The organism is Variovorax terrae (genome assembly GCF_022809125.1).
Taxonomy (GTDB): Bacteria; Pseudomonadota; Gammaproteobacteria; order Burkholderiales; family Burkholderiaceae_C; genus Variovorax_A; species Variovorax_A terrae.
Genome location: NZ_JALGBI010000001.1, coordinates 1,737,561 through 1,758,473, shown reverse-complemented (window position 1 = coordinate 1,758,473; position 20,913 = coordinate 1,737,561). Strand labels below are relative to the sequence as shown.

The 20,913-nt window shown below is 66.9% G+C and carries 16 protein-coding genes; 3 read left to right on the top strand and 13 right to left on the bottom strand.

Features of this window, described 5'->3' with window-relative positions:
• Positions 1 to 14: 14 nt before the first annotated feature.
• The 12 genes from MMF98_RS08320 to MMF98_RS08265 form a co-directional block, all read right to left on the bottom strand.
• Positions 15 to 1,118: an enoyl-CoA hydratase/isomerase family protein gene (locus MMF98_RS08320; RefSeq protein WP_243305809.1), complete on the bottom strand. Its 1,104-nt coding sequence runs from the start codon at positions 1,116 to 1,118 to the stop codon at positions 15 to 17.
• Positions 1,111 to 1,986: a DMT family transporter gene (locus MMF98_RS08315; protein ID WP_243305808.1), complete on the bottom strand. Its 876-nt coding sequence runs from the start codon at positions 1,984 to 1,986 to the stop codon at positions 1,111 to 1,113. The genes MMF98_RS08320 and MMF98_RS08315 overlap by 8 nt, the downstream gene beginning before the upstream one ends.
• A 75-nt stretch (positions 1,987 to 2,061) precedes the next feature.
• On the bottom strand, positions 2,062 to 3,894 hold the full coding sequence (gene typA, locus MMF98_RS08310) for a translational GTPase TypA (protein WP_243305807.1): 1,833 nt from the start codon (positions 3,892 to 3,894) through the stop codon (positions 2,062 to 2,064).
• Positions 3,891 to 4,841, bottom strand: a complete 951-nt coding sequence (gene truB, locus MMF98_RS08305) for a tRNA pseudouridine(55) synthase TruB (protein WP_243305806.1) — start codon at positions 4,839 to 4,841, stop codon at positions 3,891 to 3,893. Before truB ends, typA begins: the two co-directional genes overlap by 4 nt.
• A 2-nt stretch (positions 4,842 to 4,843) precedes the next feature.
• Positions 4,844 to 5,215, bottom strand: a complete 372-nt coding sequence (gene rbfA, locus MMF98_RS08300) for a 30S ribosome-binding factor RbfA (RefSeq protein ID WP_243305805.1) — start codon at positions 5,213 to 5,215, stop codon at positions 4,844 to 4,846.
• A gap of 28 nt (positions 5,216 to 5,243) precedes the next feature.
• Positions 5,244 to 8,141 (bottom strand): translation initiation factor IF-2, encoded by a 2,898-nt coding sequence (gene infB, locus MMF98_RS08295; protein WP_243305804.1) that lies wholly within the window; start codon positions 8,139 to 8,141, stop codon positions 5,244 to 5,246.
• 24 nt (positions 8,142 to 8,165) lie between these two features.
• Complete coding sequence (nusA, locus tag MMF98_RS08290; RefSeq protein ID WP_243305803.1) at positions 8,166 to 9,662, bottom strand: transcription termination factor NusA; 1,497 nt, start codon at positions 9,660 to 9,662, stop codon at positions 8,166 to 8,168.
• 33 nt (positions 9,663 to 9,695) lie between these two features.
• Complete coding sequence (rimP, locus tag MMF98_RS08285) at positions 9,696 to 10,274, bottom strand: ribosome maturation factor RimP (RefSeq protein WP_243305802.1); 579 nt, start codon at positions 10,272 to 10,274, stop codon at positions 9,696 to 9,698.
• Positions 10,275 to 10,393: 119 nt separating this feature from the next.
• Positions 10,394 to 12,058 (bottom strand): ABC transporter ATP-binding protein, encoded by a 1,665-nt coding sequence (locus tag MMF98_RS08280; protein ID WP_243305801.1) that lies wholly within the window; start codon positions 12,056 to 12,058, stop codon positions 10,394 to 10,396.
• Positions 12,055 to 13,089: an ABC transporter permease gene (locus tag MMF98_RS08275; RefSeq protein WP_243305800.1), complete on the bottom strand. Its 1,035-nt coding sequence runs from the start codon at positions 13,087 to 13,089 to the stop codon at positions 12,055 to 12,057. The genes MMF98_RS08280 and MMF98_RS08275 overlap by 4 nt, the downstream gene beginning before the upstream one ends.
• Before the next feature lie 117 nt (positions 13,090 to 13,206).
• Complete coding sequence (locus MMF98_RS08270) at positions 13,207 to 14,238, bottom strand: microcin C ABC transporter permease YejB (protein ID WP_243305799.1); 1,032 nt, start codon at positions 14,236 to 14,238, stop codon at positions 13,207 to 13,209.
• Complete coding sequence (locus tag MMF98_RS08265) at positions 14,235 to 16,112, bottom strand: extracellular solute-binding protein (RefSeq protein ID WP_243305798.1); 1,878 nt, start codon at positions 16,110 to 16,112, stop codon at positions 14,235 to 14,237. Before MMF98_RS08265 ends, MMF98_RS08270 begins: the two co-directional genes overlap by 4 nt.
• 37 nt (positions 16,113 to 16,149) lie before the next feature.
• On the opposite strand from MMF98_RS08265, the gene fabI reads away from it, so the two are divergent.
• Positions 16,150 to 16,959 carry an enoyl-ACP reductase FabI gene (gene fabI / locus MMF98_RS08260; RefSeq protein WP_243305797.1) on the top strand — a complete coding sequence of 270 codons (810 nt, stop codon included), beginning with the start codon at positions 16,150 to 16,152 and terminating at the stop codon, positions 16,957 to 16,959.
• Between the two features lie 97 nt (positions 16,960 to 17,056).
• Here fabI and MMF98_RS08255 read toward each other — a convergent pair whose 3' ends face one another.
• Positions 17,057 to 19,411, bottom strand: coding sequence for an arginine/lysine/ornithine decarboxylase (locus MMF98_RS08255; protein ID WP_243305796.1), 2,355 nt, complete (start codon positions 19,409 to 19,411; stop codon positions 17,057 to 17,059).
• Between the two features lie 133 nt (positions 19,412 to 19,544).
• Between MMF98_RS08255 and MMF98_RS08250 the strand changes: the two genes are divergently transcribed.
• Complete coding sequence (locus MMF98_RS08250) at positions 19,545 to 19,970, top strand: NfeD family protein (RefSeq protein WP_243305795.1); 426 nt, start codon at positions 19,545 to 19,547, stop codon at positions 19,968 to 19,970.
• Positions 19,971 to 19,995: 25 nt separating this feature from the next.
• Positions 19,996 to 20,913: an SPFH domain-containing protein gene (locus tag MMF98_RS08245; RefSeq protein ID WP_243305794.1), complete on the top strand. Its 918-nt coding sequence runs from the start codon at positions 19,996 to 19,998 to the stop codon at positions 20,911 to 20,913.

Below are 20,913 nucleotides of genomic sequence, written 5' to 3'. Positions count from 1 at the left end.
CGGCCTGGCGCGGTTCAGGCCAGGCTGCGCAGCGGATGCGCGTGCGCCGGCCACGGGCTGACGAAGAACGGCGCCACCATCGCCGGCGTCACGTCTTCGATGCTTGCGGGATTCCATTTCGGGCTGTGGTCCTTGTCCACGGCCAGCGCGCGGACGCCCTCGACCGTCTCCGACGCCACCCCGGGGCGCAGGTGAAAGCAGTGGCGCACGAGATCGCGCTCCATGCGCAGGTCGTCGGCCAGCGCCATGCCGCGCGCGCGGCGGATCTGCTCGAGCACCACGTTCAGCATCAGCGGCGAGCGCTTGCGCAGCAGGGCCGCGGTGTCACGCGCCCAGTCCGACCCGTCGGCCTGCAGCGCGGCGAGGATGCCAGCCACGCTCTCACGCGAGAAAACATCGTCCAACAGGCCGGAGGTCCAGGCAGGTTGGTCATTGTTTGCTATGAATTTTGAAGCGATCCGGGCTTTCAGGCCGGCTGTGGAATCGATTCCGCCCGAGGCCAGGCTGTCCCACAGCGCGGGCAGCGCGGCCGATGCCACCAGGCCATCGGCCAGCCCGACGGCAACCGCGTCAGCGCCTGAAATCACCTGCCCGGTCAGCGCCAGGTATTCGCCCACGCGCCCCGGACAGCGGCTCAGGAAGTAGCCGCCGCCCACGTCGGGAAACAGGCCGATGCCGGTTTCGGGCATCGCCATCCTGGTGCGCTCAGTCACGAGTCGCAGGCTCGCCCCCTGGCTGATACCCATGCCGCCACCCATCACGATGCCGTCCATGAACGCCACATAGGGCTTGGGGTAGGTGTGGATCAGGTGGTTGAGCGCGTATTCCTCGGTGAAGAAGTCTTCGAGCTCCGGGTTGCCCGCCAGCGCCGCCTGATGGAAGAAGCGGATGTCGCCGCCGGCGCAGAAGGCGCCGAATGGAAGGCCGTTGGAGCCGCCGGCGGGGTCCTTGCTGCTGCCGCGCACCGCCACCGCCGCCACGCCGGCATCTTCGCGCCAGGCCAGCAGGGCCGCGGTGAGCGCGCGGATCATGGACAGCGACAGCGCATTGAGCGCCTTCGGACGGTTCAGGGTGATGAAGCCCACGCCACCGCGGACCTCGGTCAGCACATCATGCATTTCTGTGTTTCCAGCCTAACAATTCGTTCATCACCAGCGCGCCGATCACCAGCGCGCCGCCGGTCAGCACCGTGGCACCGGGCGCCTCGCCGGCCCCCAGCCAGGCCAAGGCGATGCCGAAGATCACTTCCAGCAGCGCCAGCAGCGCCACCTCGGGGGCCTTGAGCGCGCGCGCGCACTGCACCGCCAGCACGCAGGGAATGGCGAGCTGCACCAGGCCCAGCATGGCCAGCAGGCCCACGTCGTGCGGCGTGGCCTGGAACGGCAGCGACAGCGGCAGCGTGGCCAGCGAGGAGATCGCGGCGCCCACCAGTACCGACGGGACGAGATCCACATCGTGCCCCTGGGCATGGCTGCGCTGCACCACGGTCCAGTTGACGGCGCCCGCGATGGGCACGCACAGCGCCACCAGCGTGCCCGCAACCTGGCCGCCCGCGATCTGGCTGCCGTACATGTAGGCGATGCCCAGCCCGGCCACCACGATGGCGCCCCAGGTGCGCGGCGCCAGCCGATGGCCGATGAAGATGCGCGCCACCAGCGCGGTGAACAGCGGGCCGACCGCCATGGTCACCAGCACATTGGCCACGCTGGTGAGCGTGAGCGCCACCATGAAGGCGGTGAACATCACGCTCCAGCAGACGCCCGAGATCCAGACCGCCGCGCCGGCGCGGCGGATCTTCGTGAACACTTCGCGCCCCTGCAGCAGCGGCAGGATCACCAGCAGCGACAGCAGCGTGAAGAAGCTGCGCCAGAAGGTGATCTCGAAGCTGCTGGCGTACTCGAGCCGGCGCGTGACCACCCCTGCGATCGACCACATCAGGGTCACGATCACCATCAGGGCGACGGCTTGGGGATGGCTGAGTTTCATGGCGGAGGCGGCGAGCGGGCAAGCTGCCGAGCTTACCCGCAAATCCGGCGGCCGGACGCCGTCAGCGAGGCCGGCTCAGGCGCCTTCGCGCGAGGCGCGCTTGCGCTCGTGCTCCTTCAGGAAGCGCTTGCGCAGGCGCACGCTCTTGGGCGTGATCTCGACCAGTTCGTCGTCCTCGATGAACTCCACGCCGTATTCGAGCGTGAGTTCGATCGGGGGCGTGATCTTGATCGCGTCTTCCTTGCCGCTGACGCGGAAGTTGGTCAGCTGCTTGGTACGCGTGGCGTTGACCACGAGGTCGTTGTCGCGGCTGTGGATGCCGACGATCATGCCTTCGTACACCGGGTCGTTCGCCTTCACGAACATGCGGCCGCGGTCGTCCAGCTTGCCCAGCGCGTAGGTGAAGATTTCACCGTCGTCCATGGAGATCAGCACGCCGTTCTTGCGGCCGCCGATGTCGCCCTTGTGCGGCTCGTAGCTGTCGAAGATGTTGCTGATGAGGCCGGAGCCGCGCGTCAGGTTCAGGAACTCGTTGGTGAAGCCGATCAGGCCGCGCGCCGGGATGCGGTATTCGAGGCGCACGCGGCCGCGGCCGTCCGGCTCCATGTTCACCAGCTCGCCCTTGCGCTCGCCCAGCGCCTGCATCACGCCGCCCTGGTGGTTCTCTTCGATGTCGGCCGTCACCAGCTCGATCGGCTCGTGGCGCACGCCGTCCACGTCCTTGAACACCACGCGCGGCTTGGACACGGCCATCTCGTAGCCTTCGCGGCGCATGTTCTCGAGCAGGATGGTCAGGTGCAACTCACCGCGGCCCATGACCTCGAACACGCCTTCCTCGTCGGTTTCCTTGACGCGCAGCGCCACGTTGGACTGCAGCTCTTTCTGCAGGCGGTCCCAGATCTGGCGGCTGGTGACGAACTTGCCTTCACGGCCGGCCAGTGGGCTGGTGTTGACGCAGAAGTTCATGGTCAGGGTCGGCTCGTCGACCTTGAGCATGGGCAGCGGCGCCGGGTTGAGCGGGTCGGTCAGGGTCACGCCGATGCCGATGTCGGCGATGCCGTTGATCAGCACGATGTCGCCGGGGCCGGCCTCGGTCACCTGCACGCGGTCCAGGCCCTGGAACGTCAGCACCTGGTTGACGCGGCCCTTGAAGGACTTGCCGTCCGGGCCTTCCATCACCACCACATCCATCAGCGGCTTGACGGTGCCGGCATTGACGCGGCCCACGCCGATGCGGCCGACGAAGGTCGAGAAATCGAGCGCGGAAATCTGCAGCTGCAGCGGCGCGGCCGGGTCGCCCTCGTGCGCCGGCACATGCTTGAGCACGGTGTTGAACAGGGCCGACATGTCGGGGCCCCATTGCTCGCCCGGAGCGCCCTCTTCCAGCGAGGACCAGCCGTTGATGCCCGAGGCGTAGACCACGGGGAAATCGAGCTGTTCATCGGTGGCGCCCAGCTTGTCGAACAGGTCGAACGCGGCGTTGACCACGTAGTCGGGCCGCGCGCCGGGCTTGTCGACCTTGTTCACCACCAGGATCGGGCGCAGGCCCAGGGCCAGCGCCTTCTTGGTCACGAAGCGCGTCTGGGGCATCGGGCCTTCCTGCGCGTCGATCAGCAGCACCACGCCGTCCACCATGGAGAGAGCGCGCTCCACCTCGCCGCCGAAGTCCGCGTGGCCGGGGGTGTCGACGATGTTGATGTGCGTGCCTTCCCAGCTCACGGCGCAATTCTTGGCCAGGATGGTGATGCCGCGCTCGCGTTCGATGGCGTTGTTGTCCATCACGGTGTCGACCACCTTCTCGTGCTCGGCGAAGGTGCCGGACTGGCGCAGCAGTTGGTCGACCATGGTGGTCTTGCCATGGTCGACGTGGGCGATGATGGCGATGTTGCGGATTTGCTTGTTGCTCATAGTTTGCTTTCCAAAATCTGTTGTATCTCGGGCGGGCTCAGCAGCCGCCCCGGAATCAGCTCGCCGGCCGTGACATGCGCCGTGCCCAGCAGGGCTTCGGGCTGCTGGCCGTAGACGGCCACCTGCGCCGTGTCGGGCCAGGCGCCGCGGCGGCGCAGGCCGCTCAGGAAACGCCCCGCATTGTCGGCATCCAGCGTGACACGGGTGTGATCGGCCAGCAGCGACGCCACGGGCTGCAGGCAGTCCAGGCGCTCAGCTTCGTCCATCGCTTCCAGGGCCGCGAGCGTCACGCACTGCGACACGTCGAAGCCGCCGGTGGCGATGCGGCGCAGCGAGGTCAGGTGCGCACCACAGCCGAGCGCCTCGCCGATGTCCTCGCCGAGGGTCCGGATGTAGGTGCCCTTGCTGCAGGTCACTATTATTTTGATAGCACGAAACGACCCAGGCGCCTGGACCTCCGCCACTTCCAGCTTGAAAATCTCGACATCGCGCGGCGCCCGCTCGATCTCGATGCCCTGGCGGGCGTATTCGTACAGCGCGCGCCCGTCCTTCTTGAGCGCGCTGTGCATCGGCGGCACCTGCTGGATGCGGCCGGTGAAGCGCCGGGCCACCTCGGCCAGCTGCGCGGCGGTGAACTGCACCGGGCGCTCGGCGATCACCTCGCCCTCGGCGTCGCCGGTGCTGGTTTTCACGCCCAGCCGGGCCACGGCCTCGTAGGTCTTGTCGGCATCGAGCTGGAGCTGGCTGAACTTGGTGGCCGCGCCAAAGCACAGCGGCAGCACGCCGGTGGCCAGCGGGTCCAGCGTGCCGGTGTGGCCGGCCTTTTCGGCGCGCAGCAGCCATTTCGCCTTCTGCAAGGCGTCGTTGCTGGAAAGACCCAGCGGCTTGTCAAGCAGCAACACCCCATGCACAGGGCGCCGCTGCACCCGTGTGCGTGGCGCGTTCATGCTCAGTCTTCTTTGGCGCGCGAGGAAACGGCCTTGGCGATCAAGGCGTTCATGTCGGCCGCGCGCTCGGTCGTGCGGTCGAACTGGAAGTGCAGCGTCGGCACCGTGTGGATGTGCAGGCGCTTGAACAGGCCGTTGCGCAGGAAGCCCGCGGCCTGGTTCAGCGCCGTCTCGCACTCCGCCGGATCGCCCACCAGCACGCTGAAGAACACCTTGGCGTGCGCGTAGTCGGGCGTGACCTCGACGGCCTGGATCGTCACCATGCCCACCCGCGGGTCCTTCAACTCGCGCGCGATCAGCTCCGTCAGATCGCGCTGGATCTGATCGGCGACGCGAAAGCCGCGATTGGGAACGGATGACTTCTTGGCTGGCATGGTTCGATCCGGGTCCGCAAGGCTGGCATCACGCCAGCGTCCGGGCCACTTCCTTGATCTCGAAGAACTCGAGCTGGTCGCCTTCGGCGATGTCGTTGTAGCCCTTGATGTTCAGGCCGCACTCGAAACCTTCCTTGACTTCCTTGGCGTCGTCCTTGAAGCGCTTGAGCGAATCGAGTTCGCCGGTGAACACCACCACGTTGTTGCGCAGCAGGCGCAGCTTCGCGGAGCGGCGCACCACGCCCGAGGTGACCATACAGCCGGCGATGGCGCCGATCTTGCTGACGCGGAACACCTGGCGGATCTCGGCCGTGCCGATGACTTCCTCCTTCTTGTCCGGCGTGAGCATGCCCGACATGGCGACCTTCAGGTCGTCCACAGCGTCATAGATGATGCTGTAGTAGCGGATGTCGACGCCGTTGTTCTCGGCCAGCTTGCGCGCGCCGGCATCGGCCCGCGTGTTGAAGCCGATGATCACCGCCTTGGAGGCGATCGCCAGGTTGACGTCGGACTCGCTGATGCCGCCCACCGCCGTGTACACCATCTGCACCTTGACCTCGTCGGTCGAGAGCTTGAGCAGCGACTGCGACAGCGCTTCCTGCGAGCCCTGCACGTCGGCCTTGACGATGATCGGCAACTTCTTGACCTCGCCGGCGGCCATGTCGGAGAACATGTTCTCCAGCTTGGCGGCCTGCTGGCGAGCCAGCTTGGTGTTGTGGAACTTGCCGGCGCGGTAGGTCGCGATCTCGCGCGCACGGCGCTCGTCGGTCATCACCATGAACTCGTCGCCGGCCTGCGGCACCTCGGTCAGGCCCTGGATTTCCACCGGAATCGACGGACCGGCCGCCTTGATGCTCTTGCCGTTCTCGTCGAGCATGGCGCGCACGCGGCCATAGGTCGAGCCGGCCAGCACCACGTCGCCGGTCTTGAGCGTGCCGGACTGCACCAGCACGGTGGCCACCGGGCCGCGGCCCTTGTCGAGCTGCGCCTCGATCACCAGGCCCTTGGCCATGGCATCGACCGGGGCCTTGAGCTCCAGCACCTCGGCCTGCAGCAGCACCTGCTCGAGCAGCTCGTCGATGCCCTGGCCGGTCTTGGCCGACACCGGCACGAAGGGCGATTCGCCGCCGTACTCTTCGGGCACCACTTCCTCGGCCACCAGCTCCTGCTTCACGCGGTCGGCGTTGGCATCGGGCTTGTCGATCTTGTTGACCGCCACCACGATCGGCACACCGGCCGCCTTCGCGTGCTTGATGGCTTCCTTGGTCTGGGGCATGACGCCGTCGTCGGCCGCCACCACCAGGATCACGATGTCGGTGGCCTGCGCGCCGCGGGCGCGCATGGCGGTGAACGCCTCGTGGCCCGGGGTGTCGAGGAACGAGATCATGCCGCGCGGCGTCTCGACGTGGTAGGCGCCGATGTGCTGCGTGATGCCGCCGGCTTCGCCCGACGCCACCTTGGCGCGGCGGATGTAGTCCAGCAGCGAGGTCTTGCCGTGGTCGACGTGGCCCATGACGGTGACCACGGGAGCGCGCGGCAGCGCTTCGGCGTGCTGCTGCGACACTTCCTCTTCGGTGAAGGCTTCCGGATCGTCCAGCGCGGCGATGATGGCCTTGTGGCCCATTTCCTCCACCACGATCATGGCGGTGTCCTGGTCCAGCGGCTGGTTGATGGTGACCATCTGGCCCAGCTTCATGAGGTGCTTGATCACCTCCGAGGCCTTGACCGCCATCTTGTGCGCCAGCTCGGCCACGGTGATGGTTTCGGGCACGTGCACCTCGATCACGCGGGCTTCCACCGGCGCGGACTGCACATGCTCCTCGCGGTCGCCACGGTCGTTGCCACGGCGGCCGCGCGGGCCTCCGCGCCAGCTGTTGCGGCCCACGCCGCCGCTGGAATCGCCGCGGGTCTTGATTTCCTTCTTCTTGGCCGGATCGCCGGCCCAGCTCGACGACAGCTTGGCGGACTTGACTTCCTTGCCCGCGCCCGCCGGCGCCGCAGCACCCGCTGCTGCCGGCCGCGCCGGGGCCGTGCCGGCCGCTGGCTTGTGCAGCGTGCCCTTCATGCCGGCCTTGGCCGCATCGGCGGCAGCCGGCTTGGGTTCTTCGGGCTTCTTCGCCACCAGCACGCGCTTGGGCGCGTTCATCATGGCGCGGATGGCCTCGGCTTCCGCCAGGGCCTTGCGGCGGCGCTCGTCGAGGTCCTTGGCGCGGGCGGCTTCCTCGTCGGCGCGGGCCTTGGATTCGGCAGCCGCCTTGGCTCGCGCCTCTTCCTTGGCGCGGGCTTCGGCGGCGGCGCGCGTTTCGGCATCGTCCGCGGCGGCCTGGGCCGCGGCGGGGGCCGGCGCTTCCTGGACGCTGGCCTGCTTCTTCTCGGAAGCAGCGGCCGCAGCCGCTGCGGCGGCGGCCTTCTCGGCCTGCTCCGCCTGTTCGCGCGCACGGGCCTCCTCGGCCTCGCGCTGGCGGCGCTTCTCGGCAAGCTCTTCTTCCTGGCGGCGGATCAGCTCGGCCTGGCGGCGGGCTTCTTCCTCGCGGCGGGCCAGTTCGGCCTCGTCGATCAGGGGAGCGGAAGGCGCGGCGTCGGCGGACGGCTCGTGCGCGGCATCGGCCGGCGCATCGCTGCCGTCTTCGCGCTTGACGAAGGTGCGCTTCTTGCGCACTTCCACCTGGATGGTGCGGGCCTTGCCGGTGGCGTCGGCTTGCTTGATCTCGCTGGTGGACTTCTTCACCAGCGTGATCTTCTTGCGCTCTCCCGTGGCAGTGCCGTGGCTGGACTGCAGGTAGGCCAGGAGTTTCTGCTTGTCGGGCTCGCTCAGGGCATCGGTGGAGGCCGATTTGGGCACGCCGGCGGACTTGAGCTGGTCAAGCAAGGTTTCGGTGGATTTCTTGAGTTCGCTGGCAAACTCGGCGACGGTCATACTGGACATGTGTTGTGTAACCTTTCATGACCGTTACTCTTGAGAAGCGGCGTCACTGGTGAACCAGTGTTCGCGCGCCTTCATGATCAAGGCCTTGGCTTCGTCCGCAGACTGGCCGGTGATATCAGTGAGTTCATCCACGGCCAGGTCGGCCAGGTCGTCGCGGGTGTGCACGCCGCTTTCGGCCAGCTTGGCCACCAGCTCGGGCGTCAGGCCCTCGAGGTCGCGCAGGTCCTGCGACACTTCCTCGACACTCTCTTCCCGGGCGATTTCCATGGTCAGCAGGGCATCCTTGGCACGGGTGCGCAGCTCGGTAACGGTTTCCTCGTCGAAGCTCTCGATCTCCAGCATTTCCTGCAGCGGCACATAGGCCACTTCTTCCAGGCTGGTGAAGCCTTCGGCGAACAGGATGTCGGCGATTTCCTGGTCGACATCGAGCTTTTCCATGAACAGCTTGCGAATGGTGTCGGTTTCCTCGGCCTGCTTCTGGGCCGATTCCGTGGCATCCATGATGTTGATCTTCCAGCCGGTCAGGTCGGACGCCAGGCGCACGTTCTGGCCGCCGCGGCCGATCGCGATGGCGAGGTTTTCCTCGTCCACCACCACGTCCATGGCGTGCTTCTCTTCATCGACCACGATGGAGGACACGTTGGCCGGCGCCAGCGCGCCAATCACGAACTGGGCCGGGTCCTCGCTCCACAGCACGATGTCCACGCGCTCGCCGGCCAGCTCGTTGGTGACGGCGTTGACGCGCGTGCCGCGCACGCCGACGCAGGTGCCGATCGGGTCGACACGCTTGTCGTGGCTCAGCACGGCGATCTTGGCGCGGCTGCCCGGGTCGCGGGCACAGCTCTTGATCTCGAGCAGGCCCTGCTCGATCTCGGGCACTTCCTGGCGGAACAGCTCGATCATGAACTCGGGCGCCGAGCGCGACAGGATGATGGGCGCGCCGCGCAGCGTCAGGTCCACCTCCATGATCATGGCGCGCACGCGGTCGCCGTTGCGCAGGTTTTCCTTGGGGATCATCTCGCTGCGGCGCAGGCGGCCTTCGACGCGGCCGGACTCGACGATGATGTCGCCCTTGTCCATGCGCTTGACGGTGCCCACGAAGATCTTGTCGCCGCGCGACATGAAGTCGTTGAGCAGCATCTCGCGCTCGGCGTCGCGGATCTTCTGCAGGATCACCTGCTTGGCCGCCATCGCGCCGATGCGGCCGATCGGGACCGACTCCACGCCTTCCTCGATGTACTCGTCGACCTCGATGTCGGGAATCTGCTCCTTGGCTTCGAACAGCAGGATCTCCTGCTCGGGCAGCTGCAGGCCGGCCTCGTCGGGCACCACGTGCCAGCGGCGGAAGGTTTCGTAGTTGCCGGTGTCGCGGTCGATCGCGACGCGGATGTCCACTTCACCTTCGTAGAGTTTCTTGGTCGCCTGCGCCAGGGCAGACTCGACCGCGCCAAACACCACGTCGCGCTCGACGTTCTTCTCGCGCGAGATGGCTTCCACCAGCATCAATAATTCGCGATTCATGTCACGACTCTCCTGAACACTCAATTCAAAAACTCAATCCGCCGAAGGGGCAGGCTTGGGCCTGCGGCCCTTGAAATCGACCATCGGCGCCAACCGGGCATCGCGCAGTTCGTCCAGGGTGAAGCCCAGCGCCTGCAGCGGCGCGGGCTCCCGCTTGCGGCTCACCTTCTGGCCCGGCTTGACGGCGGGCTCGTCGCGCCAGACGATCTGCCAGCCCGAGGCCTCGCCGGAGGACACGCGCTCCAGCGTGCCGCGGAATTTCTTGCGGTTGGCGCTGACCTGGCCGCCGGCGGCCGCGCCCATCGGGGCCTTCAGGGTGATGTCCACCACCTCGCCGGCGAAACGCTCGAAGTCCTTCTCGTGGCGCAGCGGCCGGTCGATGCCGGGCGACGAGACTTCCAGGCGCTTGTACTCGGCGCCGTCCACCTCCAGCGCGAACTGCAGCTGGCGCGTGACCTTCTCGCAGTCCTCGACCGTGACGAACTGCTCCACGCCGGGCGTCCAGGGCAGATCAATCGTGATGCGCAGCAATCCTCCGGCGGAGCGTTCGATCTCCACGAGGTCGTAACCGAGGCCGGTCACCGTTTGTTCAACAATCTGCTGTAGTGCCACGTTGGTCAGCTGCCACCCTAAATCCAAAATCGATCGACCAAAAAAAACGGGCGGTTGGTACCCGCCCGTTTGGTCGTGAGAAAAGGATTGTACCTCGTAAAGCCTTGATTTGCAAGGGTTTAGGCTGCTGCCGTCACCAGGGTCCGGGTGTATTCATGCTGCGGCGCGTCAAGCACCCGGTGCACCGGGCCGGATTCGACGATGCGGCCGTCCTTCATGACGAACACCTCGTGCGCCATGGCCCGGATCACGTCCACGTCATGGGTGATCAGCAGGTAGCTCAGGCCCCGCTCGCGCTGCAGGCGCTGCAGCAGCGTCAGCACCTGCTTCTGGATGGTCACGTCCAGCGCGCTGGTGGGCTCGTCCAGCACCAGCAGGCGGGGCCGGACGATCAGCGCCCGGGCGATCGCCAGCCGCTGGCGCTGGCCGCCGGAGAATTCGTGCGGGTAGCGCTGCGGCAGGCCGGGAAACGAGGCCTCGGCCAGCCCGACGTCGGCCAGCGCCTCGGCCACCCGCTGGCGCCGCTCGGCCGGCGGCAGGCCGGGCTCATGCACCAGCAGGCCCTCGCCCACGATTTCCTCCACCGTCATGCGCGGCGACAGCGAGGAATACGGGTCCTGGAACACCACCTGGACCAGCCGCCGGATGGCCTGGTTGTGCGCGCCCTGCCTGCGCCCGGCGCCCCAGGCCCGGCCGACCACCTCCAGCGCCCCGCCGTGCGGCAGCAGGCCCAGGGCCGCCAGGGCCAGGGTGGACTTGCCCGAGCCCGACTCGCCCACCACGCCCAGCGTGCGCCCCGCCGCGATGCTGAAATCCGCCCCCTCGACCGCCACGAACTCGCCCTTGCCAAACCAGCCGCGCAGGCCGGGCCGGCTTACCGGGTAACTCACGCGCAGCCCCTGGGCCTGCATCACGGTGTCGGCGGCGGGATCGGGCGGGCTGTCGGACACATCCCGCTGCGGGCGGCTGTCGAGCAGCTTGCGGGTGTAGGGGTGCTGCGGGTTGGCCAGCACCGCGGCCACCGGGCCGCTTTCCACGAGGTGGCCGTTTTCCATCACCGCCACGCGGTCGGCGAAGCGGCGCACCAGGTTCAGGTCGTGCGTGATCATCAGCACGGCCATGCCATGGCGGCGCTGCAGGTTGTCCAGCAAGTCCAGGATCTGCGCGCGCAGCGTCACGTCCAGCGCGGTCGTGGGCTCGTCAGCCAGCAGCAGCCTGGGGCGGCAGGCCAGCGCCATGGCGATCATGGCGCGCTGGCGCTGGCCGCCGGAAAGCTGGTGCGGCAGCGCGCCGGCGCGGCGCTGCGGCTCGGGGATGCCGGTGTCGGCCAGCAACTGCACGGCGGCCTCGGCGGCCTCGCGCCCGCCCAAGCCCTGCTTGAGCTGCAGCACTTCGGCGATCTGCTCGCCCACGCTCAGCAGCGGGTTGAGCGCCGTCATCGGCTCCTGGAAGATCATGGCGATGTCGCGGCCCCGGATGCCGCGCAGCTTTTGCTCCTGGATTGATAGCAGGTCAAGACCGTCCGACGCGGACTCCGGGCCAAAAAAGCGTGCAGAACCGGACAAATGGGCATTCTGGGCCAGCCGCAGCAGGCTCAGCGCCGTGACGGTCTTGCCCGAGCCCGACTCGCCGACCAGCGCGAGCTTCTCGCCCGGCTGGATCGTGAAGCTCACCCCGTGCACGACCTCCTTGCCGCCGAAGGCGATGCGCAGGTCACGCACCTCCAGCAGCGGCGCGGGGGCACCGCCCGGTGCCGGCGCCGTCCATGGCATGGCGGCACTCATTGGTCCGCCTTCCGGGGGTCGAGCGCATCGCGCAGCGCATCGCCCATGAAGGTCAGCAGCAGCAGCGTAACCACCAGCACGGCGAAGGTGGACAGCGAGATCCACCAGGCGTCGATGTTGGCCTTGCCCTGGCTCAGCAGCTCGCCCAGCGACGGCGTGCCCGGCGGCACGCCCAGGCCCAGGAAATCCAGCGACGTCAGCGCCAGGATGGCGGCGCTCATGCGAAACGGCAGGAAGGTCACCACCGGCGTCATGCTGTTGGGCAGGAGGTGGCGCCAGATCAGGCGCCCGTTGCCCACACCCAGGGCGCGCGCGGCGCGCACGTAGTCGAGCTGGCGGTTGCGCAGGAACTCGGCGCGCACGTAGTCGCCCAGCCCCATCCAGCCGAACAGGCTGAGCAGCACGACCAGCAGCAGCACGCTGGGCTCGAACACGGCCGAGAAGATGACCAGCAGGTACAGCTCCGGCATGGAGCCCCAGATCTCGATGAAGCGCTGCATGATCAGGTCGGTCTTGCCGCCGAAGAAGCCCTGCACCGCCCCCGCCACGATGCCCAGCGCCACGCCGATGGCGGTGAGCGCCAGCGCGAACAGCACCGAGACCCGAAAGCCATACAGCAGCTGGGCCACCATGTCGCGGCCGCGGTCGTCGGTGCCGAGCCAGTTCTCGGCGGTGGGGCCCGAGGGATTGGGCTGCTTGGCGAAGTAGTTCAGCGTGCTGTAGTGGTAGTGGTTGGGAGGAAACAGCATGAAGTTGCCGGGCTTGGCGAACTGGCGCTGGATGAACGGGTCGAGGTAGTCGGTGGGCGTCTGGAAGTCGCCGCCAAACACGGTCTCGGGCACGTTGTGGACGATGGGTGCGTACCACCGGCCTTCGTAGCGCGCCAGCAGCGGCTTGTCGTTGGACACCAGCTCCGCCCCCAGGCTCAGCAGCACCAGCAGGCAGAAGATCACCAGGCTCCAGAAGCCCAGCCGGTTGCGCCGAAAGCGCAGCCAGGCGCGCCGCGAGGGAGACAGGGAAATGGCGCTCATGCCGCCCCTCCCTGCGAACGAAGCAGCTCAACCCAGGAACGCCGTGGAACCGGCTTCGCCGGGCCACTGGCGTTGCCCCCCTTAGGGGGGAGGCCGCCACAGGCGGCAACGGGGGGGCTAGTCAAACTTAACACGCGGATCCACCCAGACATAACAGAGGTCGCTCAGGAGCTTGGTCACCAGCCCGATCAGCGTGAACAGGTACAGCGTGCCCAGCACCACGGGGTAGTCGCGCCGCATCACCGACTCGTAGGACAGCAGGCCCAGGCCGTCGAGCGAGAACAGCGTCTCGATCAGCAGCGAGCCGGCGAAGAAGGCGCCGATGAAGGCCGCCGGGAACCCCGTCACCAGCGGGATCAGCGCGTTGCGGAACACATGCTTCCAGAGCACCTTGCGCTCGCTCAGACCCTTGGCGCGCGCCGTCAGCACGTACTGCTTGCGGATCTCCTCAAGAAAAGCATTCTTGGTCAGCATGGTGGTCACCGCGAAGGCGCCGAGCACGCTGGCCGTGACCGGCAGCGTGATGTGCCAGAGGTAGTCCACGATCCGCGCGCCCCAGCCGAGCTGGTCCCAGTTGGGGGAGGTCAGCCCGCGCAGCGGAAACCACTGGAGCTGCCCGCCGAAGATCACCAGCAGCGCCACGCCGAGCACGAAGCCCGGGATCGCATAGCCCACCAGCACGACCAGGCTGGTCAGCGTGTCGAAGCGCGTGCCGGCGCGCACCGCCTTGGCGATGCCCAGCGGCACCGAGATCAGGTAGCTCAGGAAGAAGGTCCAGAGCCCGAGGCTGACGGAGACCGGCAGCTTCTCCTTCACCAGTTGCCAGACGTCCTTGGGGTAGAAGAAGCTCTTGCCCAGGTCGAAGCGCGCCAGTTGCCCGATCATCTGCCAGAAGCGCTCGTGGGCCGGCTTATCGAAGCCATACAGCGCCTTGATCTCCTCGAGCCGCTTGGCATCCACGCCCTGGGCGCCGCGGTAGCCCGAGCCCGAGCCGCCGGCCTCGCGCATGCTGTCGCGGCCCTTGATCTGAGCCACCATCTGCTCGACCGGCCCGCCCGGCACGAACTGGATCACCAGGAAAGTCATCAGCATCACGCCGAACAGCGTGGGCACCATCAGCAGCAGGCGGCGCGCGATGTAGGCGGTCATGGCTTGGCTCCCGTCGGGTTGGGGGCGGGCACCGCCGCCAGGTTTGGCTTCGAGCCCCACCAGGTACTGAGCGCCCAGAGCTCGGGCTGGTAGTACGGCGGCACGACCGGGGGCAGCTCGAACTTGGCCGGGCGGTAGGCCACGCGGAACACGCCCGAATACCACATCGGCACGCTGTACCAGCCGTTCAGCAGCACCCGGTCGAGCGCCCGGATGGCGGTGCGCAGCTGCTGGCGGGTCTGGGCCTGCGCCACCTTGGCGATCAGCGCATCGACGGCCGGGCTCTTCAGGCCCCACTGGTTGCTCGAGCCCTCGGTGTCGGCCGCCTTGCTGCTGAACATCTCCTGCAACGCGGTGGCGCTCGGGCTTGACGAGCCGGGAATGCGCATGCTGCCAAAGTCGAACCGGAAGGTCTGCAGGCGCTGCAGCAGGAGCGCGAAGTCGACCGGCCGGTAGGTCAGCTTGATGCCCAGCTTCTCGAGCGCCTTCATGTAGGGTGCCAGCAAACGCAGGATGCTCGGCCCCTGGCTGTCGATGAATTCCATGGTGAAGGGCTCGCCCTTGGCGTTGCGCAGGGCACCGTCGCGGTAGGTCCAGCCCGCGGCCTTGAGCAGGGCCTGCGCCTCGCGCAGGTTGCCGCGCAGGCCTTCGGGCGTGTCGGTGCGCGGTGGCTCCGGCGCGGGGCCGAACACCTCGGGCGGCAGCTGGGCGCGCAGGGGCTCCAGCAGGGCCAGCTCGTCCGGGCCGGGCAGGCCCTGCACGCCAAAGCCGTCGGGCGTGGTCTGGCCACCGAAATAGCCGCGGGCCCGGGTGTACGAGTTGTAGAAGAGCTGGCGGTTCATCCACTCGAAGTCCATCGCCAGGGCAATGGCCTTGCGCACCCGCACGTCCTGGAACTTGGGCTCCCGCAGATTGAAGACGTAGGCCTGGAAATCCGGCACGTTCTGGTGCGGAAACTCGCGCTTGACCACCTCGCCGCGCTCGAACACCTTGCCCGTGTAGGCGCGCGCCCAGTCGCGCGAGACCGACTCCTGGAAGAAATCGAACTCGCCGGCCTTCAACCCTTCGCGGCTGGCGGTCGAGTCCTTGTACATCCTGTAGGTGATGGTCTCGAAGTTGAACTGGCCGACGCGCACATTGAGTTGGCGGGCCCAGTAGTTGGGGTCGCGCCGGTAGGTGATGTCGCGGCCAAAGTCGCTGCGGTCGATCCGGTACGGGCCGCTGCCGATGGGCGTGTCCGTCACGATCTGGTCGAACGGCTTGCGCACGCCCTGGCTCATGCCCCACTGGCGCGAGAACACCGGCATGCTGCCCACCACCATGGGCAGCTCCAGGTTGAGCTTGGCGAAATCGAAGCGCACCTCGCGCGGGCCAAGCACGGTGGCGGCCTTCACGTCCTCGAAGATGCTGCGGTACTGCGGCGCCGCCTGCTTGCTGATCAGCGTGTCGAACGAATACTTCACGTCGGCGGCGAGCACCGGGTCGCCATTGTGAAAGCGCGCCGCCGGGTTGAGGCGGAACGTCACCGACATCCTGTCGGGCGCCACCGCCACATCCTCGGCCAGCAGGCCGTAGCCGCCGGTCGCATCGTCGGCGGCGCCGGTCAGCAGCGACTCGAACATCAGCTCGGCCAGCCCCGGCGCGGCCGTGCCCTTGAGCGTGAACGGGTTGAACTTATCGAAGGTCTGCACCCGCCACGGCGGCACCAGCACCATGCTGCCGCCCTTGGGCGCGTCCGGGTTGACGTAGGAGAAATGGGTGAAGCCGGCCGGGTACTTCAGCTCGCCATAGGGCTCATAGGCATACGCGGACCAGGCCGCGCCGCTCGTCGCCGCGCCCGCGGCGCACATCAGGAAAGCCAGCAAACATCGCATGCGACAATTCTGCAAGATTTTTCCTGAGGACTGAGCTATGGGTTTTCTCGCTGGCAAAAAATTGCTGATCACGGGTGTTTTGTCCAACCGCTCCATCGCCTATGGCATCGCCAAGGCCTGCCACGAACAAGGCGCGGAGCTGGCTTTCAGCTACGTCGGCGAGCGCTTCAAGGACCGCATCACCGAATTCGCGGCCGACTTCGGCTCCAAGCTGGTGTTCGACTGCGATGTGGGCGACGATGCCCAGATCGCCAAGCTGTTTGCCGACCTGTCGCAGGCCTGGCCCCGCTTCGACGGCTTCGTGCACAGCATCGGCTATGCGCCGCGCGAGGCGATCGCCGGCGACTTCCTCGAAGGCCTGAGCCGCGAAGGCTTCAAGATCGCGCATGACATCAGCGCCTACAGCTTCCCGGCCATGGCCAAGGCCGCTCTGCCCTATCTCAACGACAAATCAGCCCTGCTCACGCTGACCTACCTGGGCGCCGTGCGCACCGTGCCCAACTACAACACCATGGGCCTGGCCAAGGCCTCGCTCGAAGCCTCGGTGCGCTATCTGGCCGAGTCGCTGGGCCGGACCCCGGACGGGCGAGGCATGCGTGTGAACGGCATCAGCGCCGGCCCGATCAAGACGCTGGCGGCCAGTGGCATCAAGGGCTTCGGCAAGATCCTCTCGGTGGTGGCCGAGGCCTCGCCGATCCGCCGCAACGTGACGATCGAGGACGTGGGCAACGTGGCCGCGTTCCTGATGTCCGACCTGGCAGGAGGCGTGTCGGCCGAGATCACCTATGTGGATGGCGGCTTCAGCCATGTGGTGGGCGGCATCGCCGAGCCCGCCGCCCAGCATTGAGTTTTTCGACAGAAATTTGATCAAAAACGTCCGATGTCCTTGTTCAGTGGACCTCGGCCGCTATTGAATCAATAGCACTCCAAGCGGCGCTTCAGCTTCAGAGGGTGCGCGCAAACGGCCCGTCGTTGCCGACCTGCACCAGCACCGCCTCGCCCGTCGTCGCCGGTGCTGCCGACAGCACCGGGCCTTCGGCCACGCAGTCGGCGAAGTAGCGCACCTTGCCCTGGTCGTCCTGCAACTCCACCAGGCCGTGGATATCGGTCTCGAAGCCCGGGCACTGGGCGTTGAACTCGCGCGAGAACTTGAGGTAGTCGACGATCTTCTTATTGAACACCTCGCCCGGGATCAGCAGCGGAATGCCGGGCGGGTAAGGCGTCACCAGGCTGGTGGCGATGCGGCCTTCCAGGTGGTCGATCTCCACCCGCTCGGTCTTGCGGTGCGCGATGTAGGCAAAGGCATCGCTCGGCTTCATGCCGGGCGTGAGGTCGCTCAGGTACATGTCGGTGGTCAGCCGCGCGATGTCGTAGCGCGCGTACAGGGCGTGCACATGCTGGCACAGGTCGCGCAGGCCCATGCGCTCGTACACCGGGTGCTGCTGGCAGAACTCGGGCAGGATGCGCCACATCGGCTGGTTGCGGTCGTAGTCGTCCTTGAACTGCTGCAGCGCCGTGAGCAGGGTGTTCCAGCGGCCCTTGGTGATGCCGATGGTGAACATGATGAAGAAGCTGTAGAGGCCGGTCTTCTCCACGATCACGCCATGCTCGGCCAGGAACTTGGTCACGATGCTGGCCGGAATGCCCTCCTTGGCGAACTTGCCGTTGAGGTCCAGCCCGGGCGTGACGATGGTGGACTTGATCGGGTCCAGCATGTTGAAGCCATCGGCCAGCCGGCCGAAGCCGTGCCACTTGGCGGTGCGGGCCTCGCCCTTGATGATCCAGTCCTCGGCGCGGCCGATGCCTTCGTCCACCAGCTTCTCGGGCCCCCAGACCTTGAACCACCATTCGTCCTTGCCGAACTCCTCTTCCACCTTGCGCATGGCGCGGCGGAAGTCGAGCGCCTCCAGGATGCTCTCTTCCACCAATGCCGTGCCGCCGGGCGGCTCCATCATCGCGGCGGCCACGTCGCAGCTCGCGATGATGGCGTACTGCGGGCTGGTGCTGGTGTGCATCAGGTAGGCCTCGTTGAACAGGTGCCGGTCAAGCTTGCGGTTCTGCGAATCCTGCACCAGCACGTGGCTGGCCTGGCTGATGCCGGCCAGCAGCTTGTGGGTGGATTGCGTGGCGAACACCAGCGACTCCTTCGGGCGCGCGCGGCGCTTGCCCATCGCGTGGTACGGGCCGTAGAACGGGTGGAAGGCGGCGTGCGGCAGCCAGGCCTCGTCGAAGTGCAGCGTGTCGACGTAGCCGTCGAGCATGCCCTTGATGGTCTCGGTGTTGTAGATCACGCCGTCGTAGGTGGACTGCGTGAGCGTCATCACGCGCGGCTTCACGGTGTCGGCGTTCACATGCTGGAGCAGCGGGTTGGCGCGGATCTTGGCCCGGATGGCCGCCGGCTCGAACTCGCTCTGCGGGATCGGTCCGATGATGCCGAAGTGGTTGCGCGTGGGCTTCATGAACACAGGGATCGCCCCGGTCATGATGATCGCGTGCAGGATCGACTTGTGGCAGTTGCGGTCCACCACCACCACGTCACCCGGCGCCACCGTGTGGTGCCAGACCATCTTGTTGGAGGTGCTGGTGCCGTTGGTCACGAAGAAGCAATGGTCGGCATTGAAGATGCGCGCCGCATTGCGCTCGCTGGCGGCCACCGGGCCGGTATGGTCCAGTAGCTGGCCGAGCTCCTCCACGGCATTGCACACGTCGGCGCGCAGCATGTTCTCGCCGAAGAACTGGTGGAACATCTGGCCCACGGGGCTCTTGAGGAAGGCCACACCGCCCGAGTGGCCCGGGCAGTGCCAGGAGTAGGAACCGTCTTCCGCGTAGTCGAGCAACGCCTTGAAGAACGGCGGCTGCACGCCCTCGAGGTAGCTCTTGGCCTCGCGGATGATGTGGCGCGCCACGAACTCGGGCGTGTCCTCGAACATGTGGATGAAGCCGTGCAGCTCGCGCAGGATGTCGTTGGGCATGTGGCGCGAGGTCTTGGTCTCGCCATACACGTAGATCGGCACGTCGGAGTTCTTGCGACGCACCTCCTCGATGAAGCTGCGCAGGTTCAGCACGGCCGGATCGAGGTCCGGGCCCGGCGTGAACTCCTCGTCGTCGATCGACAGGATGAAGGCGCTGGCGCGCGACTGCTGCTGGGCGAACTGGCTCAGGTCACCGTAGCTGGTGACCCCCAGCACTTCGAAGCCCTCGCTCTCGATGGCCTGCGCCAGCGCGCGGATGCCCAGCCCGGAGGTATTCTCGGAACGGAAGTCTTCGTCGATGATGACAATGGGAAAGCGGAATTTCATGCAGGCCTCCAGGCAGACGGGGCAAAAAAAGCAAAACAGGCGCGAAGTGTAAGGAAATAACGCGACGAGCCTCTTGCCGCGGCCCCTTTTGCCCCAAAATGTGGCGCTACCCATACACGACCGAGGAGGTTTCATGACGGATTCAACCCTCTGGTGGCTGTTGACCGGCGGCGCCATCGTCGTCGAGCTGCTCACCGGGACGTTCTATCTCCTCATGCTGGCCATCGGGCTGGCCTGCGCCGCGCTGGCCGCCCACGCAGGCGCGAGCCAGGTGGTGCAGGTGCTGGTGGCGGCCGTGATCGGCGGTGGCGCCGTGGCGATCTGGCATTACAAGCGCACGAAGCAGCCGCCGGGCCCGCCGGTGGGTGCCAACCGCGACGTCAACCTCGATGTCGGAGAAACGGTCTTCGTGGAGGCCTGGCACGCGGACGGCACCGCCACCGTCAAGTACCGCGGCGCGAGCTGGACCGTGGTGCCGCGCACCGGCAGCACGCCATCGACCGGACAGCACCGCGTTGCGGAAGTCGTTGGCAACCGCCTGGTCGTCGACAAGATTTGATCACAAGCCCCCAGAAAGGCCAGACATGGAAATCGCCCTCGTCATCTTCGTCATTGCCGTCATCTTCATCTCACGCTCGATCAAGGTCGTGCCTCAGCAGAATGCCTGGGTGGTCGAGCGGCTGGGCAAGTACCACGCCGCGCTGGCGCCCGGCCTGAACTTCCTGATGCCCTTCGTCGACCGGGTGGCCTACAAGCACTCGCTCAAGGAAATTCCGCTCGACGTGCCCAGCCAGGTCTGCATCACGCGCGACAACACGCAACTGCAGGTCGACGGCATCCTGTACTTCCAGGTGACCGACCCGATGCGCGCGAGCTACGGCTCGTCCAACTACATCATGGCCGTCACCCAGCTGGCGCAGACCTCGCTGCGCAGCGTGATCGGCAAGCTCGAACTCGACAAGACCTTCGAGGAACGCGACATCATCAACGCCCAGGTGGTGGCCGCCATCGACGAGGCCGCGCTCAACTGGGGCGTGAAGGTGCTGCGCTACGAAATCAAGGACCTGACGCCGCCGAAGGAAATCCTGCACGCCATGCAGCAGCAGATCACGGCCGAGCGCGAGAAGCGCGCCCTGATCGCCGCCTCCGAGGGGCGCCGCCAGGAACAGATCAACATCGCCACTGGCGAGCGCGAAGCCTTCATCGCACGCTCCGAGGGCGAGAAACAGGCCGCCATCAACAATGCCCAGGGCGAGGCCGGCGCCATCACGGCGGTGGCCGAGGCCACGGCGCAGGCCATCGAGCGCATCGCGGCCGCCATCCGGCAACCCGGCGGCGAGCAGGCCGTGCAGTTGAAGGTCGCCGAAAAGGCTGTGGAGGCCTACAGCAAGGTGGCCAACGACTCCACCACTACACTGATTGTGCCCAGCAACATGACGGAGGTGTCCACGTTGATTTCCTCGGCCATGAAAATGCTGCAAACCAGCAAGACATCGGCCTGA